The organism is Pseudomonas sp. (assembly GCF_035512415.1).
In the GTDB taxonomy this organism is placed as follows: Bacteria; Pseudomonadota; Gammaproteobacteria; order Pseudomonadales; family Pseudomonadaceae; genus Aquipseudomonas.
In genome coordinates, this window is record NZ_DATKDZ010000025.1 from 1 (window position 1) to 19894 (window position 19894).

Consider the following 19894-nt stretch of genomic DNA (forward strand, 5'->3'; position numbering starts at 1 on the left):
TGGTGGATGAGGCGGTGCAGATCTACAACATGGAACGGCCCCACATGGCCCTGAAAAACAAAACGCCCGATGCTGTGCATCGGGCGTTTTGAGGTCTGTCGAGCTATCTGGAAAGGTGTAAACCTATTTCAGGACTAGACATCATCCCTGGCGACAGCCCTTCGGGGCATCGCTGCACAACCTCAGAAACGGCTCCCTGCCATTTCTCCTTACTTGACCACCTTCAGACTGGGTCGGCCACTTGGTCGCGGCGGCTCGCCATCCGGTGGGCTCCCATCATCGGGCTCTTCCAGCTCATCCTCCTCGGCCAACGACGCCTCCACCTCGAAGACCATGCCCTGGCCATTCTCCCGGGCATAGATCGCCAGCACCGCCGCGGAAGGGATATACAGGCTCTGAGGCACGCCGCCGAAGCGGCCCTCGAAGCTCACCGCATCGTTATCCATATGCAGATGGCGCACCGCACTGGGCGAGACATTCAGCACGATCTGCCCATCACTGGCAAAACCCGCAGGCACCTGTACCCCGGCAAACTCGGCATTGACCAGCAAGTGCGGGGTGCAGTCGTTATCAACAATCCACTCGTACAGAGCACGAACCAGATAGGGACGACTCGACTTCATCACTACTTCCTCGGTTAACGCATATCCCGTTCAACTGGCGACAGACTGAGCTGGAACGCCTCACGGACAAACTGACGGTCCATATAGTCAAGCAAAGGCTTGGCCGGCTTTGGCAACTCTATCCCCAGAATCGGCAAACGCCAAAGAATCGGCAGCAGGCAGCAATCCACCAGGCTCAATTCCTCACTGAGAAAATACGCCTTGTCGGCAAACAGCGGTGATACGCCCGTCAGGCTCTCACGCAGCTCCTTGCGCGCCAAGGCGCGGGCCGGCTCCTTGCTGCGCGGGTCGAGAATCAGATCGACCTGGGCACACCAGTCGCGCTGGATACGGTGGATCAGCAAACGGCTATTGGCCCTGGCCACCGGATACACCGGCAACAGCGGCGGGTGCGGGTAACGCTCGTCCAGGTACTCCATCACCACAGTCGACTCATACAGAGCCAGATCACGGTCGACCAGGGTCGGCAGGCTGGCGTAGGGGTTAACCTCCAGCAGCTTGGCCGGATAGCGGCCCTTTTCGACACTGATGATCTCGGCGAGCACACCCTTCTCGGCGAGCACGATACGTACGCGGTGGGAATAGTGGTCGGCGGGGTCGGAGTAACAGGCCAACCGATTGGTCACGCCCATGGCGGTCCTCCTCGCTTATAAAGTTATGTGAAGCAGAAAAAATTGCACGGAGCAATTTTTGACGTCGCTTGCAACGGCCCCGCAGGGGTAACCGCCAGGAATGAGGCGCAAAACCTGCGCGCCCAAAAGGGCGCGCAGGTCAACAGCGGAGACACTCGGTATTAATGCACGTCCTTCCAGTATTCGCGCTTGAGCAGGTAGGCGAACACGAAGAAGAAGGCAAGATACAGCAGAACGTAGGTGCCGATACGCTGGCTTTTCAATTTGACCGGATTGGCCGAGTACGCCAGGAAGGTCACCAGGTTCTTGATCTTCTCATCAAACTCTTCTTCGCTCAGCTTGCCCGTGTTCGGCTCAATGGCCAACTGGTCGCAGGCCTCGTGGGTGATCGGCGTGCCGGACAGCGGATCGAACAGCTTCTTGCCGTCCTCAACCACCTGTACCTGTTTGCAACCAATCACCTGCTTGCCCTGCAAGGCCACCAACACGTTCGGCATACCGACGTTGGGGAAGACCTTGTTGTTGGCACCCAGCGGACGCGCTGGATCGTCGTAGAAGGTACGCAGGTAGGTATACAGCCAGTCGTTACCACGTACACGTGCGACCAGGGTCAGATCAGGCGGCGCAGCACCGAACCACTGCTTGGCCTCACCAGCGGTCATGCCGATCTTCATGTGCTCACCGATATTGACGCCGGTGAACACCAGATTATCGAGCATCACCTCATGAGGGATACCGAGGTCATCGGCCACCCGCTCATAGCGCTGATACTGGGTCGCATGGCAACCCATGCAGTAATTGGCGAAGGTCCGCGCACCATCCTGCATCGCTGCTTTGTCGGACAGATCGATATCCACTTTATCCAGCGGATAGTTGCTGGCGGCACCCAAGGCCAAGGCCGGCATTGCGGCGATTACGAGTGCAGCAAATAGTTTTTTCATCAGCCAGTCACCCTTTCCGGAACCGGTTTGGTCTTCTCAAGCTTGGTATAGAACGGCATCAGCAGGAAATACGCGAAGTACAGGAAGGTACACACCTGCGACAGCAACGTACGACCCGGAGTCGGCGACAACACACCCAGCACACCCAGAATCACGAAGGACACGCAGAACACCAGCAGCCAGATCTTGCTCATCCAGCCCTTGTAGCGCATCGATTTGACCGGACTACGATCCAGCCAGGGCAGCACGAAGAGCACCGCAATAGCCGCGCCCATGGCGATTACGCCGAGGAGCTTGTCCGGCACCGCGCGCAGAATCGCGTAGAACGGCGTGAAGTACCAGACCGGAGCGATATGCTCAGGGGTCTTGAACGGGTTGGCCGCTTCGAAGTTCGGCTTCTCGAGGAAATAACCGCCCATTTCCGGGAAGAAGAACAGCACGAAGCAGAAGACAAACAGGAACACCACGACACCGACGATATCTTTCACGGTGTAGTACGGATGGAACGCAATGCCGTCGAGCGGAATGCCGTTCTCATCTTTCTTCTTCTTGATGTCCACGCCGTCGGGGTTGTTCGAACCGACTTCGTGCAGCGCCAGGATGTGCAGCACCACCAGACCGAGAATCACGATCGGCAGGGCCACAACGTGCAGGGCGAAGAAGCGGTTCAGGGTAATCCCGGAAATCAGGTAGTCACCACGAATCCACTGAGTCAGGTCCGCCCCGATCACCGGAATGGCACCGAATAGCGAGATGATCACCTGGGCACCCCAGTAGGACATCTGGCCCCACGGCAGCAGGTAGCCCATAAAGGCTTCGGCCATCAGCATCAGGTAGATCAGCATGCCGAAGATCCACACCAGCTCGCGTGGCTTCTGGTAGGAACCGTAGAGCAGACCGCGGAACATGTGCAGGTAGACCACCACGAAGAACGCCGAAGCGCCGGTGGAGTGCAGGTAGCGCAGGATCCAGCCGTACTCGACATCACGCATGATGTATTCGACCGAGGCGAACGCCTCTTCGGCCGAAGGCGTGTAGCTCATGGTCAGCCAGACGCCGGTGACGATCTGATTGACCAGAACCAGCAGGGCCAGGGAACCGAAAAAGTAGAAGAAGTTGAAGTTCTTTGGCGCGTAGTACTTGGACAGATGGTCTTCCCACATCTTGGTCGCGGGGAAGCGTGCATCGACCCATTCCATGAATTTACTCATCATGCTTGCTCCTGATCCACACCGACGATGATCACGTCATCCGACTCGTATGTGTGCGGTGGCACCGGCAAGTTCAAGGGTGCAGGCTGCGCCTTGTACACGCGGCCAGCGAGGTCATAGCGCGAGCCGTGGCAGGCACAGAAGTAACCCCCGACCCACTCCGTACCCAGATCAGCCGGTGCCACTTCCGGACGGAAGGAAGGCGAGCAGCCGAGGTGAGTGCACAGACCGACCAGCAGCAGAACTTCCGGCTTGATCGAACGGGTTTTCGGATCGACATAGCTTGGCTGATCGGAGGACTGGGAATCGAAATCCGCCAGCTGCGCTTCGATCTTGCCGAGGTTGCTGAGAATTTCCTCGGTACGGCGCACGATAAACACCGGCTGCCCCCGCCATTCGGCAACCATCTGCTGGCCTGGCTCGATCTTGCTGACGTTCACCTTCACAGGTGCCCCGGCAGCCTTAGCCTTGGCGCTTGGGAACCAGGACCCTACGAACGGGACCGCGGCACCCACCGCTCCTGCAGCGCCCACCACAGAGGTGGCCGCTACCAGAAAGCGACGCCGGCCTGCATTCACGCCGTCATTGCTCATTCAGTCGTCTCCCATCAGCTTTATGGCCTTTTAAGCAGGCCTATACTCGGTAAGTTTCAGATCGCACAAAAAGTTGCCGAATGGTAAAGAAAAGCCCCTTTACTGACAAGGTAATTACCCAGTCATAACAGACGCAACGCCTTGCAAATCACGGCACTCACCGCTGCGGCATGATGCCGCAGACTAAATCATCGCCCATAAAAAACGCCCAGCTCCGAAAGGAAACTGGGCGTTTTTGAACGCAGGTCGCGAATTAACGCTTGGAGTACTGCGGACGCTTACGCGCTTTACGCAGACCAACCTTCTTACGTTCAACTTCACGGGCGTCGCGAGTCACGAAGCCAGCTTTACGCAGCGCAGGACGCAACGCTTCGTCGTAGTCCATCAGGGCGCGGGTGATGCCGTGGCGGATTGCGCCAGCCTGGCCACTTACGCCGCCACCGATAACGGTAACGAAGATATCAAACTTCTCGGTCATCTCAACCAGTTCCAGCGGCTGACGAACTACCATGCGGGCAGTTTCGCGACCGAAGAAGCCGTCGAGGGTACGATTGTTGATGGAGATCTTGCCAGTACCAGCACGCAGGAAAACGCGAGCGGTAGCGGTCTTGCGACGGCCAGTGCCGTAATTTTGAGTCGCCGACATAATGAACTATTCCGTTAAAACTTCAGTTCTTGGGGCTGCTGAGCAGTGTGGGGGTGAGCAGCGCCCGCATACACTTTCAGCTTACGATACATGTCGCGACCCAGCGGGTTCTTAGGCAGCATGCCTTTAACCGCGGTCTCGATCACGCGCTCAGGGGCTTTAGCGATCAGCTTCTCGAAGTTGATCGACTTGATGCCGCCCGGGAAACCGGAGTGGGAGTAGTACATTTTGTCGGTGGTCTTGGCACCAGTTACACGGATCTGCTCAGCATTGATTACGACGATGTAGTCGCCGGTATCAACGTGCGGAGTGTACTCTGGCTTGTGCTTGCCACGCAGACGGCTCGCGATTTCGGTGGCCAGACGACCCAGGGTCTGACCAGCAGCGTCGACGACAAACCAGTCGCGCTTTACTGTTTCCGGTTTAGCAGTAAAAGTTTTCATTCTTTATAGCCTCAGGGGCCGCCCTGATAAATAAGACGGCGGATCTTACTGAATAGTGCTTACTTTGACAAGTCAAAGGCAGCCGAAAACAGGCGCTATCGGGGGCTCGGGTCAGCGCGTCCGTAATACGGCAAGATTCTTCGGCAGACGGCGCATCACTTCCACTGCAGAAAGAGGTGCGCAATTATGCAGATTGCCCAGATAATTTCAACCAGATTATGCCAATGAGTTTTTAAGGAGCACGTTATGGATTACCGCCAACTCGGCCGAACGGATCTCAAGGTCAGCGCCCTCTGCCTGGGCAGCATGACTTGGGGCGAGCAGAACAGCGCCAGCGAAGCCCACGCCCAGATCGAACGGGCCAAGGCCTATGGGGTGAATTTTCTCGACACGGCAGAGATGTACCCGGTACCGCCGCGGGCCGAAACCTATAGCAAGACTGAGCAGATCATCGGCGACTACTTCAAACAGCGCGGCGATCGCGCCGACTGGGTACTGGCCAGCAAGATCGCCGGCCCCGGCAATGGCATCGACTATATCCGCGGCGGCCAACCCAAGCACAACCGCGCCCATATAGTCGCGGCGCTGGATGCCAGCCTGAAACGCCTGCAGACCGACTGGATCGACCTCTACCAGCTGCACTGGCCGGAGCGCCCGACCAATTTCTTCGGCCAGCTCGGCTACCGCCACCGGGACAGTGAGTTCACCCCACTGGAAGACACCCTGGAAGTGCTCGACGAACAGGTCAAGGCCGGCAAGATCCGCCATATCGGCCTGTCCAACGAGACACCCTGGGGCACCATGAAATTCCTCCAACTGGCCGAACAGCGCGGCTGGCCGCGCATGGCCTCGATCCAGAACCCCTACAACCTGCTCAACCGCAGCTTCGAAGTGGGCCTGGCGGAAATCGCCATCCGCGAACAATGCGGGCTGCTGGCTTACTCACCCCTGGCCTTCGGCATGCTCAGCGGCAAGTACGAGAACGGCGCGCGCCCGGCCGGGGCCCGTATCAGCCTGTTCAGCCGCTTCGCGCGCTACACCAACCCGGAGTCGGAGTCGGCCTGCGCACGCTACGTCGCCCTGACCCGCGAGCACGGCCTCGACCCGGCGCAGATGGCCTTAGCCTTTGTCACCGCGCAACCCTTCGTCACCAGTAACATCATCGGCGCGACCAGCCTGGAGCAACTGGACAGCAACCTGGCCAGCAGCGAACTGAAACTGAGCGCAGAAGTGCTGGCCGGCATCGAAGCCATTCACCGCGAGCAACCCAACCCGGCCCCATAAGTTTCAGTCGAACAGGTCCGGCGTACTCGCCCTGGGTGCCGGCATATCGCCGCGGCGCGAAGCCAACCGATCCGCCAGACGGGTCGGCTCGGGCAAGCGGTAGCCGCGGCAGCAGGCCATCACCAGGTCAGCGGCACTGGCCAGGCTCACCCGATGCCCTGGCGAGACGATCAGCGGCCTGACCTTATCCTTGCTGCGCAGCACCCAGCCAACCTGCTCGCCCGCATGCAGGAGTGGAACCCGCGCGCCCTGCGTCGCGGGCAGCTCTTCATGCGTGCCCACGAGGATATTTTTGGCCACGCCAATGGTCGGTAGACCGGTCACCACGCCCAGATGCGAGGCAATGCCCAGCCGGCGCGGATGGGCGATACCCAAACCGTCGCAATAAATCAGATCCGGCACCTGCGGCAGATCACGCAATGCCTGGAACAAGGCCGGCAGTTCGCGAAAGGACAGCAGACCCGGCACATAGGGCATGCTGGTGGGAATGCGCGCCACACTGTGGGCGAGCAACTGCAGTGTATCGGCATCGAGCAACACGGCAGCCGCCAGGGTGATGCTGCCCTGCTCTTCGAAGCCGACATCGACACCGGCAATCAGACGCAGCGGCGCGAAGTCATCCTCCAGCACCACCTGCTGGGCCAGCGTGCGTTGCAGCAAGCGCGCCTGTTGCGCGGTTCCGTCCCAATCGGCAAATGGCGAAGTGTGCATCGGCGGCTCCAACCCAGATAGGGATCGGTAGACCGCCGCACAGAGTGACTGGTTCGCCGGAGCGCGCGCAGGCGAACCAGGAGAGGCTTACAGCGAGCGAGCGATGATCTCTTTCATGATTTCATTGGTGCCCGCATAGATGCGCTGCACCCGCGCATCGGCCCAGGCCCGGGCCACCGGGTATTCCCACATATAGCCGTAGCCACCGTGCAGCTGCACGCACTCATCCAGCACCTTGCATTGCAAGTCGGTACCCCAGTACTTGAGCATGGCCGCAGTCGGCACATCCAGTTTGCCCTGCAGATGCAGCTCCAGGCAGCGATCGAGAAAGACTCGGCCGATCTGAATTTCGGTGGCCATTTCCGCCAGCTTGAAGCGAGTGTTTTGGAAGTCCGCCACCGCCTTGCCGAACGCCTTGCGCTCGCGGGTGTAGTCCAGGGTCCACTTGAGCGCAGCCTCGGCAGAGGCCAACGCGCCAATACCGACGGTCAGACGCTCCTGGGGCAGCTCCTGCATCAGGTAGGCGAAGCCCATGCCAGCCTGGCCCAGCAGGTTTTCCTTGGGTACCCGCACATCCTGGAAGAACAGCTCGGAGGTGTCCTGGGCCTTCATGCCGACCTTCTCCAGGCGCTTGCCCTTGGCGAAGCCTGGCGTATTGGCCTCCACCAGAAACAGACTGGTGCCCTTGGCCCCGGCTTTCGGGTCGGTCTTGGCCACCACGATCACCAAGTCAGCGAGAAAGCCATTGGTAATAAAGGTCTTCGAGCCATTGATCACATACTCGTCACCATCCAGCACCGCGGTGGTTTTCACCCCCTGCAGGTCGGAGCCTGCGCCCGGCTCGGTCATGGCAATGGCAGTGACCATCTCGCCGCTGACCAGCTTGGGCAGGTAATGCTGCTTCTGCGCTTCGCTGCCGTAGTGGAGGATGTAGGGCGCGACGATGTCCGAGTGCAGGGAGAAGCCGATGCCGGTCAGCCCCAGGCGACCGACTTCCTCGATCACCACGGTGCTATAGAGAAAGTCCGCCGCCATGCCGCCGTATTCTTCCGGGAGATGCGAACAGAGCATGCCGGCCTCCCCCGCCTTGTTCCACAGGGCGCGATCGATATGGCCGTCCTTTTCCCACTGGGCATGAAAAGGCACGGCCTCCTGCTCGAGAAAGCGGCGCACGCTGTCGCGAAACTGTTCGTGTTCGGAGCTGAAAATCGTTCTGGGAATCATGTCGACACCTGCCTGCTTGGGCGATTTGAAAGTGGCCTCGACTTTAGCCAAGCAAACGCTTGGTCACACTGGACACAAGCGCCAATAAATAAGACGATCCAGCCAGCCCATGACCACTTAGCCTTTAATAAGAACAATAGCCATGCCTATTCAGTCAACCGCCCCCTTGCGCCGCGTCAGCATTCTCGCCACCGACGGCGTATTCGCCTCCACCCTGATGCAGGCCAAGGACTTCTTCCATATGGCCAGCCTGCGCTATGGCAAACAACAGGGCCTGGGCCTGACGCCGACCTTCGAGATCCACCTGGTCAGCCCCGACGGCCTGCCGGTAAACAGCTTCAGCAATGTGCGCATGCCAGTGGACGGCCCGCTGGACAGCGCCGACATCATCATCCTGCCGGCCTTCTGGGATGACTTCGACGCCCTCTGCCAGCGCCACCCTCAGGTACTCAGCTGGCTGCGGGAGCGCCACGCCGCCGGCAGCGCGATCTGCGGCGAAGCCACCGGGGTGTTCTGGATGGCCCAGGCCGGCCTGCTCGACGGCAAGGAGGCGACCACCTACTGGCGCTTCTTCAACGAATTTGCCGAGCGCTTCCCCAAGGTGCTGCTCAACCAGGAAAAACACCTGTCCGACGCCGACAACCTGTATTGCGCCGGCGGCACCACCTCGGCCTGCGACCTGTATATCTACCTGATCGAGCGCTTCTGCGGAGCCAGCGTGGCCCAGGGCGTGGCCCGCGACATCCTGTATGAAGTGCAGCGCAACTACGCCCCGGGGCGTATCGGCTTTGGCGGGCAGAAGCTGCACCACGACATGACCATCCTGCAGATCCAGCAATGGCTGGAAGATCACTTCGCCGACAAATTCCGCTTCGAGGATGTCGCCCGCGAGCACGGCATGAGCATCCGCAACTTTATGCGCCGGTTCCAGACCGCCACCGGCGACAAACCGCTGCACTACCTGCAGCGCCTGCGCATCGAAACCGCCAAGGGCCTGCTCAGCGCCACCCGCAAGAGCATCAAGACCATCAGCTATGAAGTGGGTTACGACGACGCCAGTTTCTTTGCCCGATTGTTTCGTCAGCACACGGAACTGTCACCCAACCAGTACCGTCGGCAGTTCCAGCACAAGGACGGCCATGCTTAAGGTGGGCCGAGGAGTCTGTCGGACTTAACACTGTCCTACTGCGGGAAAGCCGGACTTGGCCATTTTTGCTGCTCTTTCTCGTTAAATAGCTCGCTATTCGCCTCAAAAGACCAACAAAACTGACTCAACCCGGACTTCCCCTCGCTACGAACGGTCAAGCCCGACAGGCTCCCAGGGGTAACACTGGCCACACCTGCGGCGGCGCAACTCATCCTTGGATGGGTGGGTCGCAGCCGCCAGCGCTCTATGATCGCGGCAACCCTTGCGGGAATTCCTACAACAACAATCAGGTCATTGCCATGCGCCGCACGCTTATTGCCCTACTCGCCGCCTGCAGCTTCAGCGCTGTAGCCGCCGATAACTGGAAGCCCTTCCCCTACGACCAGAGCGCCTACGACTACTCGGGCGACAAACTGCGCCAGGCCTGGCCGCAGCTGACCCGCGGCTTTGGCAACGACTATCCCTTCCCGGACGCTGACTGGGTAGCCACCATGGCCACCCGCTACCCAGAGGTCCTGGAGAAAACCGTTGCGGCCAACACCGGTTTTACCGGCAAGCCGGAAGATGCGCAGCTCTATGCCGACAAACTGCAGGACGTCTGGCGACTGGTGTTCCGCGGCGACTTCGCCCAGGCCAAGCAACAGGGCCTGGCCCTAGGAAGCGGTGGACAGGTCCCGGCAATGTTCGCCCAGGTGATCTACGCCATGTTCCTGGTCCCCGAGCAGGAAGAAAAACACCGCCTGCTGGAAGAGGTCATCGACTACACCGACCAGGCCGGTGATCTGGCCAATGCCGATGTAGCCGCCCAGTTCGGCCGCATCTACGCCAAGGCTCGCCTGGGCGAAGAGCTCTCGGTGCCGGTGGTACTCAAACGCGGCTACACCACGCAGATCCCCAACGAACTGAAAGCCCTGCTGGCCAAGCAGCCGAAGCTGCCCTTCGCCCTGGCCCTGTATGGCGGCTACGAAGCGGGGGTCATCCGCAAGGTCGGCAAGCTCGTCGGGCGCATGACCTACGGGGTCAGTGCCGACAATATGGAGAAGTATTTCAGCCGCAGCTTCCAATCCCAGGACGACCTGCCCATCGGCCACTACGAGTATGCCAACGCCCTGACCTACGTATACGGCGACGAGCAACAAGCCAAGGCCCTGCAACACCTTGAGCGCGCCGTGGCGATCAAGCCGATCAGCGCCATGGAGGCCCTGGAAGTGATGCACGCGCAGAAGATGCTTATCCAGCACGAACAGAAACTGGCGCGGAACTGAGCCGGGCTAAAACGCTAAAAACCTCTACAGACCAAAACGCAAAAAGGCTGCCCGCGGGCAGCCTTTTTTGCTTAACACCGGCGCATCAGGGTTTGTGCGGGCGCGAGAGGAACTCGTGGGACTGCATCTCCAGCAGACGGCTAAGAGTGCGCTGGAATTCGAAAGTCAGGCGGCCGCCGGTGTAGAGGTCTTTCAGCTCTACTTCGGCGGAGATGATCAGCTTGACGTTGCGGTCGTAGAACTCGTCCACCAGATTGATAAAGCGCCGCGCCATATCTTCCTTGGCGGTGCTCATCTGCTCGACGTTGGCCAGCAGTACGGCGTGGAAGATCTTGCCCAGCTCGATATAGTCGTTCTGGCTACGCGGGCCGTCGCACAGCTCGCGGAACTCGAACCAGGCCACGTCGTCCCCCACCTTGCGCGCGGTGATGGCGCGGTTCTCGATCATCAGCGCCTCGTTCTCCTGCACCGTGCAATGCTCGGGCAGCAGGCTGCTGAAGCTCTTCTGCAGGCTTTCCTCGGCTGCCGCATCCAGCGGCCAGTGGAACAGCTCGGCCTGCTCCAGGGCGCGCAGGCGGTAGTCGATACCGCTGTCGACGTTGACGATCTCGGTGTGCGCTTTCAACAAGGCGATGGCGGGGAGAAAACGCGCGCGCTGCAGGCCGTCCTTGTACAAACCGTCCGGCACGATATTGGAGGTCGCCACCAGGCTGACGCCATTTTTGAACAGCTCTTCCAGCAGGGTGGCGAGAATCATCGCGTCGGTAATATCGCTGACGAAGAACTCGTCGAAGCAGATCACCCGCGCCTCATCGGCGAAACGCTTGCCGATAATGGTCAGGGGATTCTTTTCGCCCTTGAGGGTGCGCATTTCTTCGTGCACGCGCTTCATAAAGCGGTGGAAGTGAGTGCGCACCTTGCGCTCGAACGGCAGCGAATCAAAGAAGGTGTCCACCAGGTAGGTTTTGCCACGCCCTACCCCGCCCCAGAAATACAGGCCCTTGACCGGCCCCTGCGGCTTTCTGGCGAACAGCTTGCCAAACACGCCGGTCGTGCCCTTGTCCGCGGCAACCAGATCGTCGTACAGGCGCTGCAGATGACGCACGGCAGTTTCCTGAGCGGCATCATGGAAGAATTCGGGGCGTTTGAGGTCAGCCTGGTAGCGTTCTAAGGGGGTCATATTCGTTAGCCGGGCAAGTAAAACGGGGGCGTCACTTTAGCGACGCCCCCGCAGCTTGGCAATCGGCCAGCACGGCTGGCGGGCGGAAATCCGATTAATGCGCAGAGTCGTATCCCGGATGCAACCCGGGAAGCTTTAGCCAGACCGCCCCGGATTTCATCCGGGCTACATCACTCTTGCGGAGCTAGCGCCTCACGCAGGCGCTGGATTGCCGCCTGACAGGCGTTGCTGTCGGCGAATGCCGGGCTTTGCGCCACACACTCGTCATCCAGCCACACGCCAAAACCACCGTCCTGCTCGCGCACATCCAGCGCTTCGCCGAATTGCAGACGCTTGTTGACCATGCCGGCGGCCTTGCCATCGGCAAAGGATTTGGACAGCAGCAGCTGCTCGCCGGCCGCATCCAGCAGGCGGAAGCGGAAGCTGCCGTCGTCGTCACGGAAGCTGACAAAGCGCGCGCTTTTGCCGGCTTTCTTCTTCTCACCCGCCGTGTTGACGGCCTGGCTGCGAAAGGAGCGCAGGCCGACGGCCTCACGCAGCTCACCGAGAAAAGGCGTGGCGGTCTTGCGCGCCTTGGCGGCACCGGCCAGCAGGATGTCTTCCAGGTCCGCCGGCTTTTCGATCAGCGCGTGATAACGCTCGCGGGCCTCGCCCAGCTCGGCTTCCAGCAGGTTGCACAGCGCCTGCTTGGCTTCGCCCCAGGCCATACCGCCCTCCAGCGCAGCGCGGAAGTCCGCCTGCTGGGTGGGCGCGGCAAAGGCTTGATAAAGAGTGAACAGGTGCGAGTTGTCCGGGTCTTTCGGCTCGCCCGGCAGCTTGGAGTCGGTGACGATACGGGCGATGGCGTCCTTGAGCTGCTTGGCGCTGCCGAACAACGGGATGGTGTTGTCGTAGCTCTTGCTCATCTTGCGGCCATCAAGGCCGGGCAGAGTCGCCACATCTTCCTCGATTACCGCTTCGGGCAGGGTGAACAGCTCGCGGCCACTGCCGAACAGGTGGTTAAAACGCTGAGCGATGTCGCGGGCCATTTCCACGTGCTGGATCTGGTCGCGACCGACCGGCACCTTGTGCGCGTTGAACATCAGAATGTCCGCGGCCATCAGCACCGGGTAGCTGAACAGGCCCATGGTGATGCCGGCATCCGGGTCTTCGCCCTGCTCGACGTTCTTGTCCACCGAGGCCTTGTAGGCGTGGGCGCGGTTAAGCAGGCCCTTGCCGGCGACGCAGGTGAGCAGCCAGCACAGCTCAGGAATCTCGGGGATATCCGACTGGCGGTAGAAGGTCGCCTTGTCCACATCCAGACCGCAGGCCAGCCAGGTGGCGGCGATTTCCAGACGCGAACGCTGAATCCGCGCCGGCTCGTCGCACTTGATCAGCGCGTGGTAGTCGGCGAGGAAGTAGAACGAATCCGCATCGGCCGCGCGGCTGGCAACAATGGCCGGGCGAATCGCGCCCGCGTAGTTGCCCAGGTGCGGCGTGCCGGTGGTGGTGATGCCGGTAAGGATACGAGTGGTCATGGCTATCGCTTAAATCAGTTCGAAAGGCGCGGCAGCAGCAGATCTTTGAGGTCTGTTAACTTGCCGTGAAAAAAGTGCCCGCATTCTGCCACTTTCAACAGCTCATGGGCACGCCCGAGGTCCGCGGACCAGGCATAAACCGCCTGCGGGTCGATTACTTCGTCATCTTCGGGCTGAATCAGGATCAGCGGGCAGTTGCTGGCCGGGGGATTTTCTTCGGTCAGGCGATACACGGCCGGGGCCAGCATAAACAGTTTCTCTAGCCTCACGCCCTGGGCCTCCAGACGCCCGCCCAGGGCTGCGGCGACAAAACCGCCAAAGGAGAAACCCAGCAAGGTCAGCGGCAATTCGGGGTGCTGCGCACGCAGCCAGTTGGCCACGGCTTCGGCATCATCCACCTCACCGCTGGCCATATCATGGCTGCCAGCGCTGGTGCCGACGCCGCGGTAATTAAAACGCAACGTGGCCAGGCCACTGTCACGGGCAGTACGCTGCACGGTGGAGACCACCTTGTTGAGCATGGTGCCGCCCTGTACCGGGTTGGGGTGGCAGATCAGCGCCACGCTACGGGCGTCGGGGGTGTCCAGCCAAAGGGCTTCCAGTTGGCCGCAAGGGCCGTCGATAAATAGAGGGGTTTCGCGGGTGAGCAACAGTGAACTCCGTGACCTCGCAGTGGGTCGACTCGTCTAGCTGACAGCCTGCGCCGCACACATCGCCGCATCGCCACACACATCTCGGCATTGCATTGCGGTATACAGCGCAGGTTCGAGCCGTTAACGTAAAGCAAAGCCGTTTAGAGAGGAAGGACTCGTGGAACAGACGCTCACCGCCTGGTTGCTACCCGCCATTACCCTGGTAGCCGGGATCGCCATTGGCTTCCTGATTGCTCGCCTTGCGCCCAATGCTGCTCCAGGCCGCACCCAGCGCCAACTGGATGAAATCCAAGAACGCTTCGATGCCTACCAAAGCGAAGTGGTCACCCATTTCAACACCACCGCCAACCTGGTGAAGAAGCTCAGCCAGAGCCATCAGGACGTGCAGGCACACCTGTCCGAAGGTGCCAACAAGCTTGCCCTCGACGAACTGACCCGCCAACGCCTGCTCGCCTCGCTGCATGCAGAAGAAGGCAGCGAACGCCGCGAACGCCTGAAGCCGCCCGCCCACCAGGAAATGCCCAAGGACTACGCGCCGAAAAGCGCCGATGTACCGGGCATGCTGGATGAAAGCTACGGTTTGAAGAACAAGTAACAGCGCCGCGTTCGACTGCTCAGCCGAGCACACAACAAAAGCCCCGCCTCGTGCGGGGCTTTTGTTATTTACGCAGGCGATATATGCCGGCTGTAGGAGCCTCGCGGGCATGGCCCGCTCCTACGATCGATAATTTATTCTCAATAAAAAGCCCCGCACATGACGAGCATGGCGGGGCTTTTTAGTGCGCAGCAGATTTAGATCGCGCCGCGCTCGCGCAGCATGGCCAGCACCTGCTTGACGCCCTCTTCCACCGACAGGCTCTGGGTGTCGATCACCAGATCGGCATTCAGCGGCACGTCGTAGGGGAAGGAATCGCCCGGGATATTGTCGCCACCAGCTGCGTACAGGCCCTGCGGGTCACGCTCGGCGCAGACCTGCGGGGACGCCTGCACATACACGGTGAGCAGACGCTCGGCACCAATCAGCGCTTTGGCCTGCTCGCGACCTTCGGCATCCGGGGCAACGAAGGCCGCCAGGGTCAGCAAGCCGGCCTCGTTGAACTGCCGCGCGACATGGGCGGCGCGACGCCAGTTCTCGGTACGCCCGGAGCGATCCTGGGCCAGGCCCTTGTTCAGGTCATGACGCAGGTTCTGCCCATCCAGCACATAGACCGCACGGCCCATATCGAACAGCTTGCGTTCCACGGCATAGGCCAGGGTGCTCTTGCCCGCGCCGGACAGGCCGCTGAACAGCACGGTGGCCGGCTGCTGACCGAAGCGCGCTGCACGCTCTTCGGTGGACACGTGGGCCAGCTTGCCGTGATGGCCGTCGCCGCCCTGCGCACCCACTGGCTCGGCAATGATCATGCCTGCACCAACGGTGCCGTTGGTCAGGCGGTCGACGACGATAAAGGAGCCGGTGGTGCGGTTGTGCGCATAACCGTCCAGCGCAATCGGTGTATCCAGGGCGATACGCACCTGGCCGATTTCGTTGAGCTGCAGGCTGCTCGCCGGACCATGCTCCAGGGTGTTCACATCGACCCGGTGGGTGATGCTGGCAATCGAGCCTGGCACATAGCTGGTGGCGCGTTTGATGTCGTACTTCTTGCCCGGCAGCATCGGCTCTTCAGCCATCCACACCAGCATGGCGTCAAAGCTGTCGCTGATCTGCGGACGGTTGTCGGCGTGTACCAGCATGTCGCCGCGGGACACGTCGATCTCGTCTTCCAGGGTCAGGGTGATCGCCTGGCCCGGGCCGGCATGTTCCAGCTCGCCTTCATAGGTGACGATGGACTTGACCTTGCTGCCCTTGCCCGACGGCAAGGCAATCACTTCGTCGCCCTTGCGCACGATGCCGCTGGCCAGGGTGCCGGCGAAGCCGCGGAAGTTCAGGTTGGGACGGTTGACGTACTGTACCGGGAACCGCAGGTCGGTGAAGTTGCGGTCGCCGGCCACTTCCACGGTCTCGAGGATTTCCATCAGCGACTGGCCGGTGTACCAGGGCGAGCGCTCGCTGTGATTGACCACGTTGTCGCCCTTGAGCGCCGACATCGGCACGAAGTGCAGCGAGCTCGGCTTGAGCGCGATACCTTCGGCGAACTTCAGGTAATCGGCCTTGATCTGCTCGAATACGCCCTGATCGAAGTCCTTCAGGTCCATCTTGTTGATGGCCACAACGATGTGTTTGATGCCCAGCAGGCTGGCGATAAAGCTGTGGCGTTTGGTCTGGGTCTGCACGCCGTAACGGGCGTCGATCAAAATGATCGCTAGGTCACAGGTGGAGGCACCGGTGGCCATATTGCGGGTGTACTGCTCATGGCCGGGAGTATCGGCAATGATAAATTTGCGCTTGGCGGTGCTGAAATAGCGGTAGGCCACGTCGATGGTGATGCCTTGCTCGCGCTCGGCCTGCAGACCATCGACCAGCAGCGCCAGATCCACCTCTTCGCCGGTGGTACCGGACTTCTTCGAGTCACGGGTGATGGCTTCCAGATGATCTTCGTAGATCATCTTGGAGTCGTGCAGCAGGCGGCCAATCAGGGTGCTTTTGCCGTCGTCGACGTTGCCGCACGTCAGAAAGCGCAGCAGCTCTTTACGCTCGTGCTGGGCCAGGTAAGCGAGGATGTCTTCGCTGATCAGATCGGATTGGTGCGACATATTAAAAGTACCCCTGACGTTTTTTCTCTTCCATGGAACCTGCAGCATCATGGTCGATGACACGTCCCTGACGCTCGGACGTTCGAGTCAGCAGCATTTCCTGAATGATGTCAGTGAGGTTGGTGGCCGTGGACTCCACAGCACCGGTCAGCGGGTAGCAGCCGAGGGTACGGAAACGCACCATCTTCTTGGTGATACGGGCTTTTTCTTCGTCGGACAGGTGCTCGAGGATGCGATCGTCGTCGATCATGATCAACGTGCCGTTCTTCTCAATCACTTCACGCTCGGCAGCGAAGTACAGCGGCACGATCGGGATCTGCTCGAGATAGATGTACTGCCAGATGTCCAGCTCGGTCCAGTTGGACAGCGGGAACACACGGATCGACTCGCCCTTCTTGACCTTGCCGTTGTACACATTCCACAGCTCGGGACGCTGGTTCTTCGGGTCCCAGCGGTGCTTGCTGTCGCGGAACGAGTACACACGCTCCTTGGCACGGGATTTCTCTTCGTCGCGGCGCGCGCCACCAAAGGCGGCGTCGAAGCCGTACTTGTCCAGCGCCTGCTTGAGACCCTCGGTCTTCATCACGTCGGTGTGCTTGGCACTGCCGTAGGTGAAGGGGTTCATGTCCTGCGCCACGCCATCGGGGTTGATGTGGGTGATCAGGTCCAGGCCGTATTCTTTGACCATCTTCTCGCGGAAGCTGTACATCTCCTGAAACTTCCAGCGCGTGTCGACGTGCATCACCGGGAACGGCAGCTTGCCGGGAAAGAACGCCTTGCGTGCCAGATGCAGCATCACGGCGGAGTCTTTACCGATGGAATAGAGCATTACCGGGTTGTCGAATTCGGCGGCCACTTCACGAATGATGTGGATACTTTCCGCCTCCAGCTGTTTCAGGTGGGTCAGTTTATCGAGCATGGTTACTCACGGTTTGCAGTGTAATTGGGCCGGCAGGCCGTGGACGATGGCGCACTCTAGCACAGCGCTCCCTTCTATTCAGGAGCCCAGTTAGATCGAAAAGATCTAGCTTTATACCGGCAAAACAGGCCGAAGTGCCCCCTCAGATGGGGTTATCGCAGTCGATAAAGTGATGTTCCAGGGCGAAGTGACGCGCCAGATATTCACCCAGCGCCTGCACCCCATAACGCTCGGTGGCGTGGTGGCCGGCGGCGATAAAGCTGATGCCGTTCTCGCGAGCGCTGTGAAAGGTCTGTTCGGAGGCCTCGCCAGTCAGGTACAGATCGACACCGGCGGCGATGGCCTGATCGATATAGCCCTGGCCACCACCTGTGCACCAGCCGACGCGGCGGATCAGCCCTTCACCGGCGACCAGCAACGGCTCGCGGCCCAGCACCTGCTGCACACGGCCAGCAAAATCCTCGGCACTGACGGCCTCATCGAGGGAACCGATCAGGCCGACGGTGCGCGGGTTTTCCGGCTCCAGCGGACCTTCGACGGTGATGCCGAGCTGGCGCGCCAGCTGCACGTTGTTGCCAACATCCGGGTGCACATCCAGCGGCAGGTGATAGGCCAGCAGGCTGATGTCGTTGGCCAGCAGGGCCTGTAGACGGCGACGCTTCATCCCGGTAACGCAGGGATTTTCGCCTTTCCAGAAGTAACCGTGATGCACCAGCAGCACATCGGCCTCAGCCTCGACGGCCGCATCGACCAGCGCCTGGCTGGCGGTCACGCCACTGACGATACGCCGCACCTGCGGGCGGCCCTCGACCTGCAGGCCATTGGGGCAGTAATCGCTGATACGCGCTGCATTCAGATAACGGTCGGCTTCTGCCACCAGGGTTGCCAGAGCAATGGCCATATGAATTCCTTCTTGCGCGGATTAGGGGATCGCTGCTTTATTACCGACCACCCCCCTATAATGGCGCACCTTAAGGGGCCGGCCCGGCCCTCGCAACCCTCAGGATTCGATAGATGTTCAAGGCCCTGCGTTTTCTTGGCTGGCCCCTGCTGGCTGGCGTGCTTCTGGCGCTGCTGATCATGCAGTACTACCCGCAATGGGTGGGCCTGCCGAGCCAGGATGTGCACGTGCGCCAGGCCCCGATCTATAGCCGCATGCAGGAAGGCCCGGTGTCCTATGCCGAAGCCGTGGACATTGCCTCGCCCGCAGTGGCCAACCTCTACAGCACCAAATTCACTAACAAACCTGCCCTGCCACTGTTCGACGACCCACAGTTTCGCAAGTTCTTCGGCGATAACCTGCCCAAGCAGCGGCGCATGGAGTCCAGCCTGGGTTCGGCGGTGATCATGAGCCCGGAAGGCTACCTGCTGACCAACAACCACGTGGTGGCCGATGCCGACCAGATCGTGGTGGCGCTCAAGGATGGCCGCGAGACCCTGGCCCGGGTGATCGGTAACGACCCGGAAACCGATCTCGCGGTGCTCAAGATCGACCTGCCGCAGCTGCCGTCCATGACCCTGGGCCGCTCGGATAGCGTCAGAATCGGCGATGTCACCCTGGCCATCGGTAACCCCTTCGGCGTCGGCCAGACCGTGACCATGGGCATTATCAGCGCCACCGGACGCAACCAGCTGGGCCTCAATACCTACGAAGACTTTATCCAGACTGATGCGGCGATCAACCCCGGCAACTCCGGCGGTGCGCTGGTGGATGCCTACGGCAACCTGGTCGGCATCAACACCGCAATCTTCTCCAAATCCGGCGGCTCGCAAGGCATCGGCTTTGCCATTCCGGTAAAACTGGCGATGGATGTGATGCAGGCGATTATCGCGCACGGCCAGGTGATTCGTGGCTGGCTGGGCATCGAGGTGCAGCCGCTGACCCCGGAACTGGCCGAATCCTTCGGTCTGGTAGGCCGCCCCGGCATCGTCGTGGCCGGTATCTACCGCGATGGCCCGGCGCAGAAATCCGGCCTGCAACCGGGCGATCTGATCCTCAATATCGATGGCGAACCCGCCGGCGACGGCCGTCGCTCGATGAACCAGGTAGCCCGAACCAAGCCTGGCGAGAAGATTCGCATCGAGATCATGCGCAACGGCGAGCTGATGGAACTCACGGCCGAGATCGGCGTGCGCCCACCACCCGCCAACGGCAACTAATTCCCCCACACAAGCCGCTTAACGATAACTCTTCTCAATTTTAATGTTATG

21 protein-coding genes are annotated in these 19894 nt (G+C 60.6%); 6 read left to right on the forward strand and 15 right to left on the reverse strand.

The window, feature by feature from the left end:
* A partial coding sequence (locus VMP31_RS11850) for an integrase core domain-containing protein (RefSeq protein WP_325507584.1) occupies positions 1-92 on the forward strand: 92 nt, incomplete at its 5' end.
* A 117-nt stretch (positions 93-209) separates the two neighbouring features.
* On the opposite strand, the gene VMP31_RS11855 is transcribed toward VMP31_RS11850, so the two are convergent.
* The 7 genes from VMP31_RS11855 to rplM form a co-directional block, all read right to left on the reverse strand.
* Positions 210-623, reverse strand: a complete 414-nt coding sequence (locus tag VMP31_RS11855; RefSeq protein ID WP_325507322.1) for a ClpXP protease specificity-enhancing factor — start codon at positions 621-623, stop codon at positions 210-212.
* Between the two features lie 14 nt (positions 624-637).
* Positions 638-1255 carry a glutathione S-transferase N-terminal domain-containing protein gene (locus tag VMP31_RS11860; RefSeq protein WP_325507324.1) on the reverse strand — a complete coding sequence of 206 codons (618 nt, stop codon included), beginning with the start codon at positions 1253-1255 and terminating at the stop codon, positions 638-640.
* 161 nt (positions 1256-1416) lie between these two features.
* The gene (locus VMP31_RS11865; RefSeq protein ID WP_325507326.1) at positions 1417-2196 is read right to left on the reverse strand and encodes a cytochrome c1; all 780 of its coding nucleotides are present in this window, start codon (positions 2194-2196) and stop codon (positions 1417-1419) included.
* A complete protein-coding gene (locus VMP31_RS11870; protein ID WP_325507586.1) occupies positions 2196-3407 on the reverse strand; it encodes a cytochrome bc complex cytochrome b subunit in 1212 nt (403 codons plus the stop codon). The genes VMP31_RS11865 and VMP31_RS11870 overlap by 1 nt, the downstream gene beginning before the upstream one ends.
* Positions 3407-4000 carry a ubiquinol-cytochrome c reductase iron-sulfur subunit gene (gene petA / locus VMP31_RS11875; RefSeq protein ID WP_325507328.1) on the reverse strand — a complete coding sequence of 198 codons (594 nt, stop codon included), beginning with the start codon at positions 3998-4000 and terminating at the stop codon, positions 3407-3409. Before petA ends, VMP31_RS11870 begins: the two co-directional genes overlap by 1 nt.
* A gap of 253 nt (positions 4001-4253) precedes the next feature.
* Positions 4254-4646 (reverse strand): 30S ribosomal protein S9, encoded by a 393-nt coding sequence (rpsI, locus tag VMP31_RS11880; protein ID WP_090249150.1) that lies wholly within the window; start codon positions 4644-4646, stop codon positions 4254-4256.
* 14 nt (positions 4647-4660) lie between these two features.
* Positions 4661-5089 (reverse strand): 50S ribosomal protein L13, encoded by a 429-nt coding sequence (gene rplM / locus VMP31_RS11885; RefSeq protein WP_007917032.1) that lies wholly within the window; start codon positions 5087-5089, stop codon positions 4661-4663.
* A 246-nt stretch (positions 5090-5335) separates the two neighbouring features.
* On the opposite strand from rplM, the gene VMP31_RS11890 reads away from it, so the two are divergent.
* Positions 5336-6373 (forward strand): NADP(H)-dependent aldo-keto reductase, encoded by a 1038-nt coding sequence (locus tag VMP31_RS11890; RefSeq protein ID WP_325507331.1) that lies wholly within the window; start codon positions 5336-5338, stop codon positions 6371-6373.
* Between the two features lie 3 nt (positions 6374-6376).
* On the opposite strand, the gene nfi is transcribed toward VMP31_RS11890, so the two are convergent.
* Both nfi and VMP31_RS11900 read right to left on the reverse strand, forming a co-directional pair.
* Positions 6377-7084 (reverse strand): deoxyribonuclease V, encoded by a 708-nt coding sequence (gene nfi, locus VMP31_RS11895; protein WP_325507333.1) that lies wholly within the window; start codon positions 7082-7084, stop codon positions 6377-6379.
* A gap of 87 nt (positions 7085-7171) precedes the next feature.
* Positions 7172-8308, reverse strand: a complete 1137-nt coding sequence (locus VMP31_RS11900; protein WP_325507335.1) for an acyl-CoA dehydrogenase family protein — start codon at positions 8306-8308, stop codon at positions 7172-7174.
* Positions 8309-8549: 241 nt separating this feature from the next.
* Between VMP31_RS11900 and VMP31_RS11905 the strand changes: the two genes are divergently transcribed.
* Together VMP31_RS11905 and VMP31_RS11910 are read left to right on the forward strand one after the other, a co-directional pair.
* The gene (locus VMP31_RS11905) at positions 8550-9455 is read left to right on the forward strand and encodes a GlxA family transcriptional regulator (protein ID WP_325507588.1); all 906 of its coding nucleotides are present in this window, start codon (positions 8550-8552) and stop codon (positions 9453-9455) included.
* 299 nt (positions 9456-9754) lie between these two features.
* Entirely contained in the window at positions 9755-10720 is a 966-nt protein-coding gene (locus tag VMP31_RS11910; protein WP_325507337.1) for a hypothetical protein, read from the forward strand.
* A gap of 85 nt (positions 10721-10805) precedes the next feature.
* Here VMP31_RS11910 and zapE read toward each other — a convergent pair whose 3' ends face one another.
* The 3 genes from zapE to VMP31_RS11925 all read right to left on the reverse strand — a co-directional run bounded on the left by zapE (position 10806) and on the right by VMP31_RS11925 (position 14067).
* The gene (gene zapE / locus VMP31_RS11915) at positions 10806-11900 is read right to left on the reverse strand and encodes a cell division protein ZapE (protein ID WP_325507339.1); all 1095 of its coding nucleotides are present in this window, start codon (positions 11898-11900) and stop codon (positions 10806-10808) included.
* 170 nt (positions 11901-12070) lie between these two features.
* Positions 12071-13417, reverse strand: coding sequence for a tryptophan--tRNA ligase (locus VMP31_RS11920; RefSeq protein WP_325507340.1), 1347 nt, complete (start codon positions 13415-13417; stop codon positions 12071-12073).
* A 14-nt stretch (positions 13418-13431) separates the two neighbouring features.
* Complete coding sequence (locus VMP31_RS11925) at positions 13432-14067, reverse strand: alpha/beta hydrolase (protein ID WP_325507341.1); 636 nt, start codon at positions 14065-14067, stop codon at positions 13432-13434.
* A 160-nt stretch (positions 14068-14227) separates the two neighbouring features.
* Here VMP31_RS11925 and VMP31_RS11930 point away from each other — a divergent pair, with 160 nt between their 5' ends.
* Positions 14228-14665 carry a YhcB family protein gene (locus VMP31_RS11930; RefSeq protein WP_325507342.1) on the forward strand — a complete coding sequence of 146 codons (438 nt, stop codon included), beginning with the start codon at positions 14228-14230 and terminating at the stop codon, positions 14663-14665.
* 197 nt (positions 14666-14862) lie between these two features.
* On the opposite strand, the gene cysN is transcribed toward VMP31_RS11930, so the two are convergent.
* The 3 genes from cysN to VMP31_RS11945 form a co-directional block, all read right to left on the reverse strand.
* Positions 14863-16764, reverse strand: a complete 1902-nt coding sequence (gene cysN / locus VMP31_RS11935) for a sulfate adenylyltransferase subunit CysN (RefSeq protein ID WP_325507344.1) — start codon at positions 16762-16764, stop codon at positions 14863-14865.
* Between the two features lies 1 nt (position 16765).
* On the reverse strand, positions 16766-17683 hold the full coding sequence (cysD, locus tag VMP31_RS11940; protein WP_325507346.1) for a sulfate adenylyltransferase subunit CysD: 918 nt from the start codon (positions 17681-17683) through the stop codon (positions 16766-16768).
* 142 nt (positions 17684-17825) lie between these two features.
* Positions 17826-18584 (reverse strand): Nif3-like dinuclear metal center hexameric protein, encoded by a 759-nt coding sequence (locus VMP31_RS11945; RefSeq protein WP_325507348.1) that lies wholly within the window; start codon positions 18582-18584, stop codon positions 17826-17828.
* Positions 18585-18697: 113 nt separating this feature from the next.
* Here VMP31_RS11945 and algW point away from each other — a divergent pair, with 113 nt between their 5' ends.
* Positions 18698-19843 carry a Do family serine endopeptidase AlgW gene (algW, locus tag VMP31_RS11950; RefSeq protein WP_325507350.1) on the forward strand — a complete coding sequence of 382 codons (1146 nt, stop codon included), beginning with the start codon at positions 18698-18700 and terminating at the stop codon, positions 19841-19843.
* Positions 19844-19894 lie beyond the last annotated feature (51 nt).

What these genes read in the sequence shown, in the direction of transcription:
- VMP31_RS11855 (WP_325507322.1), bottom strand. Translation starts at nt 623, where the DNA reads ATGAAGTCGAGTCGTCCCTATCTGGTTCGTGCTCTGTACGAGTGGATT.
- VMP31_RS11860 (WP_325507324.1), bottom strand. Translation starts at nt 1,255, where the DNA reads ATGGGCGTGACCAATCGGTTGGCCTGTTACTCCGACCCCGCCGACCAC.
- VMP31_RS11865 (WP_325507326.1), bottom strand. Translation starts at nt 2,196, where the DNA reads ATGAAAAAACTATTTGCTGCACTCGTAATCGCCGCAATGCCGGCCTTG.
- VMP31_RS11870 (WP_325507586.1), bottom strand. Translation starts at nt 3,407, where the DNA reads ATGAGTAAATTCATGGAATGGGTCGATGCACGCTTCCCCGCGACCAAG.
- petA (WP_325507328.1), bottom strand. Translation starts at nt 4,000, where the DNA reads ATGAGCAATGACGGCGTGAATGCAGGCCGGCGTCGCTTTCTGGTAGCG.
- rpsI (WP_090249150.1), bottom strand. Translation starts at nt 4,646, where the DNA reads ATGTCGGCGACTCAAAATTACGGCACTGGCCGTCGCAAGACCGCTACC.
- rplM (WP_007917032.1), bottom strand. Translation starts at nt 5,089, where the DNA reads ATGAAAACTTTTACTGCTAAACCGGAAACAGTAAAGCGCGACTGGTTT.
- VMP31_RS11890 (WP_325507331.1), top strand. Translation starts at nt 5,336, where the DNA reads ATGGATTACCGCCAACTCGGCCGAACGGATCTCAAGGTCAGCGCCCTC.
- nfi (WP_325507333.1), bottom strand. Translation starts at nt 7,084, where the DNA reads ATGCACACTTCGCCATTTGCCGATTGGGACGGAACCGCGCAACAGGCG.
- VMP31_RS11900 (WP_325507335.1), bottom strand. Translation starts at nt 8,308, where the DNA reads ATGATTCCCAGAACGATTTTCAGCTCCGAACACGAACAGTTTCGCGAC.
- VMP31_RS11905 (WP_325507588.1), top strand. Translation starts at nt 8,550, where the DNA reads ATGGCCAGCCTGCGCTATGGCAAACAACAGGGCCTGGGCCTGACGCCG.
- VMP31_RS11910 (WP_325507337.1), top strand. Translation starts at nt 9,755, where the DNA reads ATGCGCCGCACGCTTATTGCCCTACTCGCCGCCTGCAGCTTCAGCGCT.
- zapE (WP_325507339.1), bottom strand. Translation starts at nt 11,900, where the DNA reads ATGACCCCCTTAGAACGCTACCAGGCTGACCTCAAACGCCCCGAATTC.
- VMP31_RS11920 (WP_325507340.1), bottom strand. Translation starts at nt 13,417, where the DNA reads ATGACCACTCGTATCCTTACCGGCATCACCACCACCGGCACGCCGCAC.
- cysN (WP_325507344.1), bottom strand. Translation starts at nt 16,764, where the DNA reads ATGTCGCACCAATCCGATCTGATCAGCGAAGACATCCTCGCTTACCTG.
- cysD (WP_325507346.1), bottom strand. Translation starts at nt 17,683, where the DNA reads ATGCTCGATAAACTGACCCACCTGAAACAGCTGGAGGCGGAAAGTATC.
- VMP31_RS11945 (WP_325507348.1), bottom strand. Translation starts at nt 18,584, where the DNA reads ATGGCCATTGCTCTGGCAACCCTGGTGGCAGAAGCCGACCGTTATCTG.
- algW (WP_325507350.1), top strand. Translation starts at nt 18,698, where the DNA reads ATGTTCAAGGCCCTGCGTTTTCTTGGCTGGCCCCTGCTGGCTGGCGTG.